At 70.4% G+C, this 15,948-nt stretch carries 7 protein-coding genes; 4 read left to right on the top strand and 3 right to left on the bottom strand.

Features of this window, described 5'->3' with window-relative positions:
* Positions 1-97: 97 nt before the first annotated feature.
* Entirely contained in the window at positions 98-508 is a 411-nt protein-coding gene (locus ITJ67_RS12810) for a VOC family protein (protein WP_160070528.1), read from the bottom strand.
* Positions 509-621: 113 nt separating this feature from the next.
* On the opposite strand from ITJ67_RS12810, the gene ITJ67_RS12805 reads away from it, so the two are divergent.
* The gene (locus tag ITJ67_RS12805) at positions 622-1,050 is read left to right on the top strand and encodes a YdeI/OmpD-associated family protein (protein WP_160070529.1); all 429 of its coding nucleotides are present in this window, start codon (positions 622-624) and stop codon (positions 1,048-1,050) included.
* A 33-nt stretch (positions 1,051-1,083) separates the two neighbouring features.
* Here the strand turns inward: ITJ67_RS12805 and ITJ67_RS12800 are convergent, their stop codons facing one another.
* Entirely contained in the window at positions 1,084-1,656 is a 573-nt protein-coding gene (locus ITJ67_RS12800) for a TetR/AcrR family transcriptional regulator (protein ID WP_194677922.1), read from the bottom strand.
* A 70-nt stretch (positions 1,657-1,726) separates the two neighbouring features.
* On the opposite strand from ITJ67_RS12800, the gene ITJ67_RS12795 reads away from it, so the two are divergent.
* Entirely contained in the window at positions 1,727-2,320 is a 594-nt protein-coding gene (locus ITJ67_RS12795) for an NAD(P)H-dependent oxidoreductase (RefSeq protein ID WP_194677921.1), read from the top strand.
* Here the strand turns inward: ITJ67_RS12795 and ITJ67_RS12790 are convergent.
* Positions 2,284-5,052 (bottom strand): rhomboid family intramembrane serine protease, encoded by a 2,769-nt coding sequence (locus ITJ67_RS12790; protein ID WP_194677920.1) that lies wholly within the window; start codon positions 5,050-5,052, stop codon positions 2,284-2,286. The genes ITJ67_RS12795 and ITJ67_RS12790 overlap by 37 nt on opposite strands.
* A 118-nt stretch (positions 5,053-5,170) precedes the next feature.
* Here ITJ67_RS12790 and ITJ67_RS12785 point away from each other — a divergent pair, with 118 nt between their 5' ends.
* A complete protein-coding gene (locus ITJ67_RS12785; protein ID WP_160070533.1) occupies positions 5,171-5,407 on the top strand; it encodes a hypothetical protein in 237 nt (78 codons plus the stop codon).
* A 105-nt stretch (positions 5,408-5,512) separates the two neighbouring features.
* Positions 5,513-15,940 (top strand): non-ribosomal peptide synthetase, encoded by a 10,428-nt coding sequence (locus ITJ67_RS12780; RefSeq protein WP_194677919.1) that lies wholly within the window; start codon positions 5,513-5,515, stop codon positions 15,938-15,940.
* The last annotated feature ends 8 nt before the right edge of the window (positions 15,941-15,948 follow it).

Raw genomic sequence — 15,948 nt, 5'->3', positions numbered from 1 at the left:
GTCACGTCGAAACTCGATGGCACCAGGGTCACTCACCTCGCAGTAGGTCGGCGTCAAGTGTATGGCGCAGCCAGGCCGATTGCATTTCGGGCACTCGTCAGCTTCCCAGGATGTTGACCATCCATGCGACCCCGAAGCGGTCGACCAGCATTCCGAAGGTGTCTCCCCACGGCGCCTGCACGAGCGGCTGCTCGATCTCGCCGCCGTCGGCCAGCTTCTCCCAGTACCCGCGCAGCTCGTCGGCGGCGTCGCCGCTGAGGGAGATCTCGACCGTTCGTCCGGGGTTGGGCTCGATGAAGGAGGGCGTGTCGGAGGCCATGATCGTGAACCCGCTGGCAGTCGTCAGCTGGCCGTGCATGATCTTCTCCGACTCGGAGGGGTCCATCGGCATGCCGGAGCCGCCGAACGTGCTGAGCACCAGCTCGCCCCCGAACACCTCCTTGTAGTACTCGAGCGCCTCGCGCGCGGTGTCGAGGAGGTGGATGTATGGGTTGAGGATGACGGCCATGGTCGTGCCTTTCTCTCCTGTGGACGACGGGCCTCGTCACACCGTCCGATCGTGGCACAGGCCACCGACATTTCGAGGTGTTCCGGCAGGGAATACCGTGAAACAATCTCGGCATGGAATTCACGACCACCATGAGCCTCATGGGCAGGAACACCGGCATCGAGGTGCCGGCAGAGGTCATCGAGCGGTTGGGCGCAGGAAAGAAGCCGGCCGTCGTCGTGACCGTCAACGGCTACACGTACCGGAGCACTGTCGCGGTCATGGGTGGGCGCTTCCTCATCTCGTTCAGCTCCGACAGGCGCAAGGAGACCGGCATAGAGGGCGGTGACCCCATCACCGTCGTCATCGAGCTCGACACGGAGCCGCGCACCACGGAGGTGCCCGCCGACCTCGCGGAGGCGCTCGACGCCTCGGGCGCACGGGCACGTTTCGACGCCCTTTCGCCGAGCGCCGGGAAAGCCCACATCACCAGAGTCGAGTCAGCCAAGGCCGACGCGACTCGCGAACGCAGAATCGCCGCGGTCGTCGCCTCGCTCGCATAACTCCCGAGTCACATCAGCGCTCGGCCCGGCCGTCTAGCGTCGCAGCGACTCGGCGAGCGCTGGCTGGACCTGAGCACGCGTGAGGTGGCCCGCGATCACGAGATGGGACAGGCCCTGCACGGTTGCCCAGAGCGCCGTAGCACGCGCTTCGATCCTGGCGGCGCTCGCCTCTGGGTCGAGGTCGGCGGCCGCATTCCCGAGCAGCCCCTCGAGCTCCTGGATGAGTGGCGCCATCGTCGCGCTGGGCGCCCCCGGGATGCAGACCTCCGGGTCGTAGATGAGCGTGAAGGCGTGCGGATGATCGACGGCGAACTCGACGTAGGCGACAGTGAGCGCGAGGGCACGCTCCTGTGGGGCGGCTCCGGGATCATCCGCCGAGCTCACCGCGTGCACGAGTCGCTGCATGCTCACCTCGCCGAGGCGCTTGAAGAGACCGGCCTTGTCTCCGAAGTGGTGGTAGGGCGCGTTGTGGCTGACACCGGCCTCGCGGGCCAGCTCACGGAGGCTCATCGTGGCGTGCGACTTCTGCGCGAGCAGCTCCATGCCTGCGGCCTCGAGGACCGGGCCGAGGTTGCCGTGGTGGTACGGCGCATCCGATCTTGACATGAGCAACATCATAGCTAAGCTGACTGTCGTCACATCTTGACACTGTCCACTTCAAGGCTCTGGAGCCCGAATGCACACCATCGTCATCGACGGCCACCCCAACCCCGACTCGCTCTGCGCGGCGCTCGCCGCACGCTACGCTGACGCCCACGGCGACGCTCGGGTCCTCGCAGTCCGCGACCTCGTGTTCGATCAGAACCTCCGGCGCGGCTACACCAGGCGCCAGGAGCTCGAGCCCGATCTGCAGGAAGCCTGGAGCGCGATCCAGGACGCCGCACGCATCGTGCTCGTCACCCCGGTCTGGTGGGGCTCCGTCCCGTCACTCCTGCAGGGGTTCTTCGACCGACTGCTCTTGCCGCGCATGGCCTACGACGCCTCCGGCAAGCTACCCAAGGGCCTTCTCAAAGGACGCAGCGCGCGCATCATCCTGACCGCGGACAGCCCCGACCTCTACCTGCTCCTGACCGGCAACACGCCGATCAGGCAGCTCAAGACCCACGTGCTCGGCTTCGTCGGCCTCGGACCCATCGCGGTCACCCGCTACTCCCCCGTCAAGACCTCCACCGAGCAGCGTCGCGAGCTGTGGCTCGCTGACGCGGCCCGCCTCGGCGCGAAGGATGCGAGACGCTACTTGCCCGCGCCGAGACCCGCCCTGATGAGCTGACCGGTCGTCGCCGTCGGCAGGTAGGCGCGTGTCAGTCCGATGCCGATGCGCGGAAGGTCGGCCTCGTCGCGGTAGAGCAGGTACATGGGCTCGTATCGCGGATTGAACTTCGTCTTGAAGCTGTGCAGCGAGGAGAAACCGTAGAGCGGCTCCAGGAGCTCGGAGACCTGGCTCAGCACCTGGTCGAGGGCTGTCGCCTCCGCCTGTCCCGAACCTGCGAGCGGCGCTCCGGAGAGCGAGGCGAAGGCGGCCCCCTCGTCCCGGAAGGCGAGGGCCGACGAGATGATGAGGAACTCCATCACGGGCTTGAAGCCGCCGTCACGCCGACGCATGAGGTCGAGCGTCCAGCCACGGACCGCGCCATCCTGCCCGTACACCGGCAGCCACGACGTGACGCCGTGCACGCTGCCGTCGTCGTCGATCGCGATGCCGAGGCGCACGGCAGGGTCGAGGGCCTCATCGACGCCGCCGAGCGTGAAGCCCATCTCGGGCAGCCCCTTGTCGCCGACCCAGTCCTCCGAGATCGCACGCACCTGCGCGAGCACCGCCCACGGCTCCTCGGCGAGCGTCGTCATCTTGAAGCGGATGCCCTCGCGCTCAGCGCGGTTCACGGCGGAGCGCACCGGCTGCCACGGCTTGCCCTTGAGCTCGAGCCCCGGGAGGTCGATGATCGTGTCCTCCGCGACCTGCACGCGCTGCCAGCTCGCAGGGGCCGCATCCACAGTCGCGCGGGTCGCCGAGAAGAAGGCGGGCGTGTGCCCGGCCAGCTCGGCGCGGGATGCGAAGTCGTGGATGAGGTCGCTGAGCTCGCTCTTCGGCGCGACCGGGTCGCCGAGCGCGAGGGCGACGCCCGAGTATTCCTGATAGGCGACGTAGCCGTCCTTCTTCGCGCTCAGCAGGTAGTGGTTGCGCGGCCAGAGCGTCATCCAGGAGATCGTGCTGCCGCCGACTCTCGGGAGGATCTTGCGAGCGTCCTCGACCGTTCCTCGGCGCTCGCCCGAGATGGAGTTCTTCGACGGCCGCACGCGGACCGCGAACGAGCGGCGGGCGACGATGAGGAAGACCACGACGAGCACCCAGAGCAGGGAGCCGGCGAAGTTCATGGTGAGGCCCTCGTCGAGGCTGCCGGAGGTGGCGACCGCGACGACGATGAGGGCGAGCTCCAGGAGATTGAAGACGCCGAGGGCCACCGCGACGACCCAGGCGAAGCGCTGGCCACGCCTGATCCCGTTGGCGACGAGGAGGATGACGACGACGTCGATGGCGACACCCACCCACGTCTCCGTCTCGGCGTCCGTCTTGCCGAGCGGGCCGTCGAGCGAGAAGAACGCGGCGACGACCTGGGCCGCGCCGAGCGCGATGAGGGCGGTGAACGCGATCAGCCGGTCTTCGCGGGTGCTTGTCGCGAGGCCCGTCTTGCGATGGCGCTGCACGGCGTAGATCGTGAAGATGACGGCGACCGGCAGGAAGTGCTCGATATCGGCGAGGTCGCCGACGTAGAGCAACCGTAGGGAGACGAGCGCCCCGAGCGCGAGCCCGAGTCGCAGGCGCCACGGCGGACGCAGCACCCAGACCAGCGCCGCCGTGAGGGCGGCGATGCCGCCTGACGCGCCGACGTCGAGGTCGTCGGCAAGGCGCGTCGCCCACTCCCAGCCGGTCGGAGCGAGCGCCGCGACGATCGCGAGGGTGCCGAGCACCGCGAGCGCCTGGCCGCCGAGGAACACGAGGGCGGTGCGCTTCCAGCCGAAGCGAAACTCGAAGACGCCGCCGACGACGAGGAGCTGCACGATGAGGAGGGCGTAGTGCCAGGCGCCGCCGCCGAGCAGCGATCCGGTGATGGGGGTCCACCACATGCCGGCCTCCAACGGCGGGATGCCGAAGGCGACGTCGCCGTACCAGGGCTGAGCCCGTGAGAGGTGCCACATGGCCCCCGTCGCGACGCCGATGGCGATGATGACGAGGGAGAGCGCCGTCGTGAACGGGGCCCGGCGAGCGAAGGTGACGATCGGGCGCACGGCTGCGGCGAGGGCGTCGCGAACTGCGGCGCCTCCCGGGGTGGAGTCCTGCGCGTCCTTCGCCGCAGGGATGAGGAGGTCGAGCTCCTGCTCGGTCTCGCTTGTCGCCTCCGCGCCCTCTGGGCGTCGCCGGGCTCGATAGACGACGATCGCGACGATGACGATCACTAGGACCGCGGCGACCGCGAGCGCGGCCCAGCCGAACGCGTGGATGAGCGCGAGGGCGCTCTTCCCGAGCGCGACGGTGATGGCGGTGACGCCCGTCGCCCAGGCGATGCCGCCGAGCGCGTTCGCGAGCAGGAAGCGCCCGTACGGCATGGCCATGGCACCGGCGAGCGGCCCGGCGAAGACTCGGAGGAGCGCGATGAAGCGACCGAAGAAGACCGCGTACGCACCCCACTTCTGCATGAGCCCGACCGCCGCGTTGATCCGCGCGACACCGAAGTACTTCGGGTACCGCTGCGAGAGGTAGCGCAGCAGGCGAGCGCCCCACCGCTTGCCGATGTAGTAGCCGATGGAGTCGCCGACGATGGCACCGACGGCCGCGGCGGCGGCGAGCAGCCAGGGGTCGACGCCCGTGCCCGCGACGCTCATGAGCACAGCGGCGATGAGCACGCTCTCGCCCGGGAGCGGCAGGCCGAGGCTCTCGAGCGTGACGATGACCGCCACGAGGAGGACGACGAGGAGTGGTGGGAGCGCTATGAGCCAGTCGAACACGGGTTCAGGCTAGCTGTGAAATGCCCGAGAGACGCGGGATTGTTGCCAAACCGCCGCCAGATGCGCTCCGAACGACCCACGTGACCAACCCCGGACACAGCGAATTGAGGAGCAACACATGAAGAAGACGACGACTCGGACCATCGCCAGCCTCTCCACGGCCGCAGCCCTCTCCCTCGGCGCCGTCGCCCTGACGGCCGCTCCCGCGAGCGCCGGCGAGCTCGCACCCGCTTCGGCTTCGAGCTCCGTCTCGACGCTGGCCAGCGGCGCGCTCATCAACGGCCCCCTCATCGACGGCCCGCTCATCGACCTCGGCGGGCTCCTCAACTCTCTCCAGATCGGCCAGTTCCAGTAACGGGTGCGCCTCCGTCTCAAGGAGGCACCCCAGCGGCCAGCGCCGCACGCCGAGCAGGACATCAGGTGCCGAGGGAGACCTCGGCACCTCTATGAGGAGCGCACAGTGACCGAGACCAGCCGCCGCATCGACACGAATCAGCAGACCACCGCAGGTTCCCCCGATCGCCTTCCCCTCACGGCAGCGCAGCTGGGCATCTGGTATGCCCAGCAGCTCGACCCGGAGAACCCCAGCTACCAGATCGGACAGTACCTCGATCTCCGCGGCCAGGTCGATGAGCGGCTGCTGCGGATCGCGTTCACGAAGACGGTTGCCGACCTCGACGCGATGAGCCTCGTTCTGGCCGAGGACGGCGACGGGCCGTACGCCCTGATCGAGCGCCCATCCCCGACTGCTGACCTCCTCACGACCACCGATCTCCGCCAGCTCGGCGAGGAGGAAGCGGTCCGGGTCGCCCGCGAGCGGATGGACCTCGAGCTCGAGACGCCCCGGTCGATGACCGGAGGCGACCTCCTCGGCACGACGCTGTACCGCGTCGCCCAGGAGCGCTGGCTCCTGTTCCAGCGCGTCCACCACGTGCTCCTCGATGGTTACTCGGCCGTCGTCGGCCTGCGCTACCTCGCCGGCGCATACTCCCGGCTCGAGAAGAGCGCCCCTCGCGGCGTGCTCGGCACACTCCTGTCCGGACCCATCGCACACCTCGCCGCGAGGACCGCGTCTCCCCTGCCCAGCCTCCGCGAGCTCCACGAGCATCTCGACGAGTACGCGGCGTCGGAGAAGCACGAGGCGGATGCTGACTACTGGCGCGCCCAGCTCGCCGACGACAGCGTCGTCACGGGCCTCGAGGGCACGACCGGACGCGCCGCCAAGCGCGTCGTGCGCGTCTCGACGAGCATCCCGGACGCCGACGCGGCTCGGCTCCGAGGGCTGGGTCGTGACATGCCGAAGACGGCCGTGGGCCTCGTGGCCCTGTACCTGTCGAAGATGACCGGACAGGCGCGGGTCTCCGTCGGCCTCCCGGTCACAGCGCGGCGCGGCAAGATCGCGAAGACGACCCCATCGATGCTCTCCAGCATCCTCCCCCTGCGCGTCGATGTCTCCGCGGGACTCAGCCTCGCCGAGGTCATCGCGAATGCCGGTGACGCGGTCCGCGGGGCCGTCTCCCACCAGCAGTTCCGGGTCGAGGAGGTCGCGCAGACGCACGCACTCGCGGGCCCCTCCGTCAATCTCCTCCCGGTCATCGACGAACTGGTCTTCGGCCGCGCTCGCGGCACCGTGAACATCCTGTCGACGGGACCGGTGCATGACCTGTCCGTCGTCATCTCGGGGCTCACGAGCGAGGCCGCTGCGCCGACGCTCCAGCTCGAGGGCGACGCGGAGCTGTACACGAGCGACGTCCTGCGCGAGCATGCCTGGCGGATGCTGGAGCTGCTCTCGCAGGTCCTCGACGAGCCGACGACCACCACCGTCACCGACGCCAACGTCGTGCGCGCCGATGAGATCGCGGGGCTCCTCGAGCAGGGCTCAGGCGACGAGGTTCCGATCGGCCAGGAGTCCGTGCTGCGAGCCTTCTCGAAGGTCGCGGCTGTCCGAGACGCGGAGACGGCGGTCGTCGCCGCAGACGGCACGCTCACCTTCGCCGAGCTGGATGAACTCTCGACTCGGCTCGCCCACCACCTCGTGGGCGAGGGCGTGGGTGCGGGGCGCACGGTCGCCGTGCGCATCGAGCGCAGCCGTCATCTCCCCGTGCTCGTGCTCGCGGTCCTCAAGGCGGGTGGCGTGTACGTCCCCCTCGACCCCGAGTACCCCATCGACCGAGTCGGCAACATGATCGAAGACGCGCAACCCGCGCTCCTGCTCACGAGCAAGGCGCAGGAGCAGCGCGACCTGGCGGCGGGAGCGCAGTGGCGGGTCGCAACCCTGCCCATCGATGCCGACACGTCGGTCGCCTGGCGCAGGAAGACGGCGGACCCCAGCGGCCTCCCCACGGTGGCCCCCTCCGAGCTGGCCTACGTCGTGTTCACCTCCGGCAGCACCGGCCGCCCCAAGGGCGTCGGGGTCGACCGCCTCGCCCTCCGGAACCTCTTCGAACACCACAGGGCGGAGATCTTCGACCCAGCAGCCGAGCGCCTCGGCAGGCCGGCGAGGGTCGCCCACACGGCTGGGCTCTCGTTCGACGCCGCCTGGGATCCGCTGCTCTGGCTGTTCGCCGGCCACGAGCTGCACATGATCGACGACGACGTCCGCCGTGACCCCCAGCGGCTCGCCGCGTACTTCGCCGAGCACGAGATCGACGCGATCGAGACGACCCCCTCATTCGCGGAGGCGCTGATCGCAGGCGGACTGTTCGATCAGGACCGCTACCCGACCGAGATCGCGCTCGGCGGAGAAGCCGTCGGACCCGCGCTCTGGGATGTCCTTGCGGCCCAGCACGATGTCCGCGCCCTCAACCTCTACGGGCCGACGGAGACGACCGTCGACAGCCTCATCGCGCCGATCGAGAGCGGCTCCGAGCCGCACATCGGCACCTCCGTGCGCAACACCCGCCACTACCTCCTGGATGCATCGCTCACGCCCGTTCCAGACGGAGCGATCGGCGAGCTGTACCTCGCCGGCGCGAACGTCGCCTCCGGCTACGTCGGGCAGCCAGGCCTCAGCGCCGAGCGCTTCCTCGCCGACCCCTTCGCCGGCGACGGGACACGCATGTACCGCACCGGAGACGTCGTGCGACGCCGCCGCAGCGGCTCGCTCCGATTCCTGGGCCGTATCGATGAGCAGATCAAGATCCGCGGCTACCGGGTCGAGCTCGCCGAGGTGGAGGCCGCGCTGCGTCGCCAGTCCGGCGTCTCGGCCGCTGCTGCGATCGTGGTCGGCGAAGGCGCCTCCGCGCGCCTCGTCGGCTACGTGACCGGCGACAGCGAGCTCACGGACCTGGCCGCGCGCACCAGGGCCGCCCTCGCGACCGAGCTGCCCGGCTACATGGTTCCGAGCAGCGTGCTCGCCCTCAGCGAGCTGCCGATGACGCCGAACGGGAAGCTCGACCGGCGCGCGCTTCCCGCGCCGGACCAAGCGCCGAGCGACCCCGTGCAGCAGCCCCGCACCCGTGCGGAGCGCGTCACGGCCGAAGCATTCGCCGAAGTGCTCGGCATCACCTCGATCGGCGTCGATGAGGACTTCTTCGCCGCGGGAGGACACTCGCTCCTCGCCACGAAGCTCGCCTCGAACCTCTCTGAACGCCTCGAGCGCCAGGTCACGGTGCGCGACGTGTTCGAGCGGCCAACGGTCGCAGGCCTCGCCTCCCTCGATGCCCAGGATGCCGACGACGCTCGAGCGCTCCCACTGGCTCCGATCCCCCATTCTGACGAGCTCCCCGTCTCGCTCGCCCAGCGTCGCCTCTGGTTCCTGAACAGCCTCGAGCCCGGCTCGAGCGCCTACAACATCCCCGTCGTGCTGCACCTGGACGGCGAGCTCGACGTGGCTGCCCTCCGCTGCGCGTTCCGGGACGTCGCGGAGCGCCACGAGCCGCTGCGCACCGTCTTCCCCTACATCGATGGGGAGCCGCGCCAGCGCATCCTCCCGATCGACGTGGGTGCCCCCTCCTTCACGGCCGTCGAGGTCCCCGCGGACCGCGTCGACGAGATCGTTAGGCAGGAATCGCTGCGCCCCTTCGACGTGACCGTCGAGGTTCCGCTGCGCGCGGTGCTCCTGCGCCGCTCCGCGACCTCGCACGTGCTCGTCGCGACCATGCACCACATCGCCTCGGATGGCTGGTCGCTCGCGCCGTTCGCCGCCGACCTCTCCGCGGCCTACACGGCGCGCACGGCTCCCGAGTCCGCCGGCTCGAGCGCCGCCCCGTCCCCCGCGCTACCCGTCTCCTACGCCGACTACACGCTGTGGCAGCGCGAGTCGCTCGGCTCGGAGGAGGACTCCACGAGTGCCATGAGCACCCAGCTCGACTTCTGGCGCCGCGCGCTCGCGGGCGCACCGGACGAGATCGACCTGCCGCGAGACCGCGAGCGCGGGAGCCGACCAAGCGACATCGGGCACCTCGCCTTCGAGCTCGACGCCGAACGCCACCTCGCGCTGCGCCGCGTCGCCTCGAAGCACCGCACGAGCCTCTTCATCGTCCTCCATGCTGCCGTCGCCGCCGCGCTCGGCCAGCACGGCGCAGGCACCGACATCGTCCTCGGCACGCCTGTCGCGGGCCGAGTCGACCCAAAGCTCGAGCGGCTCGTGGGATTCTTCGTCAACACGGTCGCGCTGCGCACCTCCCTGGTCGGCGACCCGACCCTGGCCGAGCTCATCGAGCGCGTCCGGGCGGGGAACACCGACGCCTATGCGCACCAGGACGTGCCGTTCGATGCTGTCGTCGACGCCGTGCGACCCCCTCGCGTCGCCGATCGCCACCCCGTCTTCCAGGTGCTCCTGACGCTGCAGAACACCGAGCCAGCCCGGCTCGACCTCGGCGACGTCGAGGTGACCGTCCCTGGCCAGGTGACGACGGCAGGCGTGAAGACCGACCTCATGCTCGACTTCTCGACGCCCGCTGGCGACGAGGGGCCGCTCGAGGCCGCGCTCGCCTATGACCTCGCACTGTTCGACGAATCGACGATCGAGCGCATGCGCGACACGGTCGACCGGATGCTGGCCGCCATGGTCGAGACGGTCGATCATCCCCTCTCGGACATCCCCGCCGTCGACGCCGCGACGCGGCACCGCATCGACACGCAGGCCCGTGGCCGCTCACTGGCCGTCGAAGGGACCGTCCTCGACGTGCTCGCAGCCAGCATCCAGCGTGCGCCGCAGGCCTCTGCGCTCGAGGACGCGCATGACAACCTCTCGTTCGCCGAGCTCGGAGTCCGTGTCGACGCCGCGGGCCTGGGGCTCGTCGCTTCCGGCGTGCGTCCCGGCGACCGCGTCGCCATCGCGCTTCCGCGCTCGGGCGATGCGGTGACCCTCGTGCTCGCCGCGCTGCGCAGCGGAGCGATCGCAGTTCCCATCGACATCGACTACCCGGATGCGCGCGTCGCGCAGATCCTCGAGGCGAGCTCGCCCGCGCTGCTGGTCGCGAGCGACGCAGACCGGCTCGCCGCCCTCGCTGCTGACTCCGGCACACCGGCAGCCGCACCCGCCGCGCTCGTCGCACTCGGGGAGAGCGCCGAGGACACGAGCCTGCCGGAGCTCCCCCGCCCCGAGCAGCCCGCCTACCTCGTGTTCACCTCGGGCACGACCGGCACCCCCAAGGGCGTGCAGGTCCCGCACTCCGCGCTCGCCAACGTCCAGGCGCAACACGAGGACGCCATGATCGCCCCGCTGCGCTCACGCCTCGACGGGCGAGCCCCGCGCGTCCTGCACGTCGCCGGCCTCGGCTTCGACGCCGCCTGGGACCCGATCCTCTGGCTCGCCGCCGGATCCACGCTCGTGATGGCAACGGACGGCACGCGACGAAGCGCCGACGAGCTCGTGCAGCGCGTCGACGACGCCGCGATCGACGTGCTCGAGACGACGCCCTCCTACGTCCGACAGCTCATCAGCACGGGACTCCTCGACCGGGCCGCGCACCGCGAGACGCCCCTGCTCATCGCACTCGGCGGCGAGGCCGTCTCGCGTGAGCTCTGGGATTCCCTCCTCGCCGCAGACGGCGTCGACGCGTGGAACCTCTACGGCCCGAGCGAGTTCGCCGTCGATTCCGTCGTCACCCGCATCAGCGAACCAGGACGTGTGCGGATCGGCCGCCCCGTCGCGAACGTGACCGCACGAGTCCTCGACGCATACCTCAGGGATGTGCCTGACGGAGTGCCGGGAGAGCTCCACCTCGCCGGCGCCTCGGAGGCGCACGGCTACCGTGGGCGATCCGCCGAGACCGCGACCGCCTTCATCGCCGACCCTTCCGGGGACGGCACCCGCCTCTACCGGACCGGCGACATCGTCCGCCGCCACGGATCGGGCGAGCTCGAGTTCCTCCGCCGCGACGACGACCAGATCAAGCTGCGCGGCTACCGCATCGAGCTCGGCGATGTCGAGCGCAGCCTCGAGCGCACGGCTGGCGTGGATGCCGCAGTCGCGACCATCCACGCGCCCGCCGGCCAGGACAGCGCGCGGCTCGTCGCCTGGGTCGCCGGGACCGTCGACGCCCAGACCGTCAGCGCCCACGCCCGTGCTGCACTGCCCGATTACATGGTGCCCTCAACCGTCACCGTGCTCGAGCGTCTGCCCCTGACCCCGAACGGGAAGGTCGACCTCGCAGCGCTGCCCGCGCCCGAGTCCGCCGCCGGTTCGCGACGTCCGCAGACGGACGACGAGCGCGCCATCTGCGAGGCATTCGCCGCCGTCATCGGCCTCGACGAGGTCGGACTGGACGACGACTTCTTCCGCCTCGGCGGGCACTCCCTGCTCGCCGTCGCGCTTGCCGGCGAGCTGCGCACGCGCTTCGGCACCGCACCGGCGCTCCGTGCGATCTTCGAAGCCCCCACGCCTGCACGCCTGCTGGCGCTGCTCGGCCGCACCAGCGAGCGCACGGCGAACGCCGAGATGGCGGCCTCCAGTGCGCGCCCGCCGCTTCGGGAGTGGACGGCAGCGAACCCCCGCGTGGCCGGACAACCGCTCCCGCTCTCCCCCGGTCAGGCCCGCCTGTGGTTCCTCAACCGACTCGCGCCGAGCTCCGGCGACTACAACGTCGTCCTGAGCGCTCGACTCGACGGCGAACTCGACCGGGAGGCGCTCACCGGCGCGCTCGACGACCTCGTCGCCCGTCACGAGGTGCTGCGCACGAGCTACCCGGAGACCGATGGGGCACCCGCGCAGCGCATCCACCCCCCTGTCTCCGGCCTGCTCCAGAGCGAGCCGGTCGACGCCTCCGCCGGGTTCGACCTCACTCGCGATCTGCCCCTCCGCGCGGGGCTCTCCGCGCTGGGCGATGGATCCTGGCTGCTCCAGCTCGTCATCCACCACATCGCGACCGACGGAGCCTCGCTGGCGCCCCTCGCCCACGACCTCGCAACCGCGTACACCGCGCGAAGGAGCGGCTCCGCAGCGCTCCGACGTCCGTTGCCTGCTCAATTCGCCGACTTCGCGCGCCTGCTCACGGCGCACGAGGACGCGGCAAGCGAAGCACGCGAGCTCACCGCCTGGACCGAGTTCCTCGACGGTGCGCCGTCGGTGCTGGAGCTCAGCGCAGACGGCACCCGCGAAGCCGGAAGCGCCCAACCGGCGCGCCAGCTGGCCTTCACGGTCCCCGCGAACGTCGCCACCGGTCTCGGATCCGTGGCCGCAGGAACGTCAGCGAGCGGCTTCCACGGCTGGCTCGGCGCGCTCGCCGGCTTCCTCATGCGAACGGGCTCGGGCACAGATCTCATGATCGGGGCCCCGTCGGCGGGGCGCCAGGATGCTGACCTGAGTGACCTCATCGGGTTCTTCGTCAACACGCTGCCCCTCAGGATCCAGCTCGGAGACGACACCACCCTGGCCGGCGCCGTCGAGGCCGCACGCGCATCAGCGCTCTTCGGCATCGACCACGAGCAGGTGCCATTCGAGCGCATCGTCGAGGCCGTCGCGCCGGAACGCGTCCTCGGACGCCACCCCCTGTTCCAGACGATGCTGGCCGTGGAAGAGCAGAGCGATCTCCCGCTTGCGCTCCCCGGTGTCGATGTCTCGCCCGTGGCCCCAGAGAGCACAGGAGGCGCGAAGTTCGACCTCTCCTTCACTCTGCGCCCGGCCGAAGCCGGCTCTGACGTGCCAGGAGTGCTCGAGTACAACTCCGCGCTCTTCAGCGAGGCAGCGGCCAACGGCCTCGTCCAGCGACTCCTCGCCTTCCTCACGGTCGCGACGGAGACCCCGGATGCGCCCCTCGCGTCGATCACCATCCCGGGCACCCCGGATCGGCTGCCTGCGTGGCGGCCTGACGACGAAACGGCTGCGGACGCGGAACTCCGCTCCGTGCTCGAAGCCTTCGATGCCGCGGCAGAGCGCACCCCGGACGCACCGGCCGTCGTCGCCCCGGACGGTGCGGTCGATTTCCGGGCCCTCGCCGAACGAGCCGATCAGGTGGCCCTGGCACTGCGTCGCAGCGGCGTGACACAGGGCGGCGTCGTCGCCTACCGCCTGCCACGGTCGATCGACACGGTCGCCGCGCTCCTCGGAATCTGGCGGGCCGGTGCCGTCGCGATGCCCATCGACCCCGAGTATCCCAGCAAGCGGGTCAACGCGATGATCGATGCAGCCCGTCCCGCGCTGGTCATCGACGGAGGACTCGAGGAGACCCTGGCCGAAGACGCCGACTTCGCCGCCGACGAACCCAGCAGCTCCGAGGTGCGCACCGCACAGCTCGACGCCCCCGCCTACCTCATCTTCACCTCCGGAACGACTGGCGTCCCCAAGGGTGTCCAGGTCCCCCACCGTGCTCTCGCGAGCCTCCTGCGCAGCCACCGCTCGACCCTGCTGCCGGACGCCGCAGAGCGCCGCATCCGCGTCGCGCACACCACCGGCGTCGGCTTCGACGCGGCCATGGACCCCATCCTGTGGCTCGCGAGCGGCCACGAGCTGCACGTCATCGCAGACGACGTGCGCCGGGACCCGGAGGCGCTTGTCCAGCTGTTCGCCGACCGGGAGATCAGGGCATGGGAGACGACGCCGAGCTACGTCGAGGCGCTCACCGCGCAGACTGGCCTCGAGCACTGGCTCGACTCGCTCTCGGCCACGGACAGCTTCACGCTCCTCCTCGGCGGCGAAGCGATCAGCGGCGAGCTGTGGACCTGGCTGCGTCGCCGGACCAGCACCCGAGCCTGGAACCTGTACGGCCCGACCGAGGTCGGCGTCGACTCGATGCTCGCCAGCATCGAGGACACGCGAGAGCCCACGCTCGGATCCACGACCCGCGACGTCATCGGCCACGTTCTCGATGCCCGCCTCCGACCGGCACCCGCGGGCAGCATCGGCGAGCTCTGGCTCTCCGGGCCCCAGCTCGCCGACGGCTACACGGGCCGCTCCGCAGCAACCGCCGAGCGCTTCGTCGCCGACCCCTTCGCCCGAGACGGCAGCCGCATGTACCGCACCGGCGATCTCGTGGTCGTGCGGGATGCGATGCCTGACGAGCCCAGCCGCATCGTCTCGCTCGGCCGCACCGATGCGCAGCTCAAGATCCGCGGACACCGCGTGGAACCCGAGGAGCTGACCCGGGTGATCGCCGATCAGCCCGGCGTCGCCAGTGCCGTTGTCCTTCCCGTCGAGTCGGCCGGACAGACCGTGCTCGGGGCCTGGATCGTGCCGAGCGAGCTGCCCGCCGCGTCGAACGACGAGGCGCGAGAACAGCTGACCGAGCAGGTGCTCGCCGCCGTCCGCGGACGAGTGCCCGACTACATGCATCCGGTCGGCATCACGGTCATCGAGCGCATCCCGCTCACCCCGAACGGCAAGCTCGACCGAGACGCCCTCCCTGATCAGCAGGCGAGCGGAGGCACCGGGCGCGCCCCGAGCACACGGGCGGAACTGGCCGTCGCGGCGGCCTTCGCGGAGACGCTCGGTATCGACGACGTCCGCGCCGACGACTCGTTCTTCGCGCTCGGAGGCCACTCGTTCGTCGCGCAGCCGACCATCCGGGCCATCAACGACGCGCTCGGCACCGAACTGCCCGTGCAAGCCATCTTCCAGGCACCGTCGGTCGAGGGCCTCGCTGCCCTCGCAAGCGACGGTGGCGGTGACATCGCGGAGAGTCTCCGGATGATCCTGCCGCTGCGCCCAGCGCGAGATGCGGACGGCCCCACCGCCGGCCAGGAGCCGCTCTTCGCGGTCCACCCAGCCAGCGGAATCTCCTGGAAGTTCGCGGGACTCCTCGCGCACCTCGAGGGCAGCCGACCGCTCTACGGACTGCAGCTGCCCGGCATCGCCCCTGATGTCGACCACGAATTCGAGCACAGCTCGCTCGATGAGCTGCTCGACGAGTACGTGAAGGCCATGAAGAGCGTTCAGCCCGAGGGCCCGTATCGGATCGTCGGATGGTCCTTCGGCGGACGCCTCGCGCAGCACCTCGCCGCCCACCTGCAGCGCGGGGGCGACGATGTCGAGCTCCTCGCCATCATCGACGCCTACCCGACAGAGCATTCCTCCGTCGCCGGAGTCGACGGCGGTGACCGCATGTGGCGCGCGTTCCTCGACGCCAACGAGGTGGCGGCCCCGGCAGGCGAGCTCGACGCCGAAGCGGTGCGCGCAGTCCTCGCCGAGGCGGGCAACCCCCTCGCGGACATCCCAGCACGGAGCATCGACCGCATGGTGCGTGGCTTCCTGCGCGTCGGGGCGCTCCTCGACACGACCCCGATCCCCACCTTCGAGGGCGGGCTGCACGTGTTCGAGGCGCGTGTCGACGTGCCAGCTGACCGGCCAGCCCCACAGGCCTGGGCGGCGCACGCCACGGGTCGGGTCACCTCGAGCGAAGTGCAGGCTCGCCACTCCGCGCTGCTGGACGACGCCTCCCTTCGCGAAATCGCCCCGGTGCTCGACACGCTCATGTCCGATTCACATGCACAGGTTGCCAACCGATAGCGAGCCTG

Source organism: Pseudoclavibacter sp. VKM Ac-2867 (assembly GCF_015351275.1).
In the GTDB taxonomy this organism is placed as follows: Bacteria; Actinomycetota; Actinomycetes; order Actinomycetales; family Microbacteriaceae; genus Pseudoclavibacter.
The sequence above is the reverse complement of the archived record's forward strand: the minus strand, read 5'-3'. Positions and strand labels throughout refer to the sequence as shown.

Bases quoted from the DNA above. Each gene is read 5' to 3' on its own strand.
- ITJ67_RS12810 (WP_160070528.1), bottom strand. From the start codon at position 508: ATGGCCGTCATCCTCAACCCATACATCCACCTCCTCGACACCGCGCGC.
- ITJ67_RS12785 (WP_160070533.1), top strand. From the start codon at position 5,171: ATGAAGAAGACGACGACTCGGACCATCGCCAGCCTCTCCACGGCCGCA.
- ITJ67_RS12795 (WP_194677921.1), top strand. From the start codon at position 1,727: ATGCACACCATCGTCATCGACGGCCACCCCAACCCCGACTCGCTCTGC.
- ITJ67_RS12805 (WP_160070529.1), top strand. From the start codon at position 622: ATGGAATTCACGACCACCATGAGCCTCATGGGCAGGAACACCGGCATC.
- ITJ67_RS12800 (WP_194677922.1), bottom strand. From the start codon at position 1,656: ATGTCAAGATCGGATGCGCCGTACCACCACGGCAACCTCGGCCCGGTC.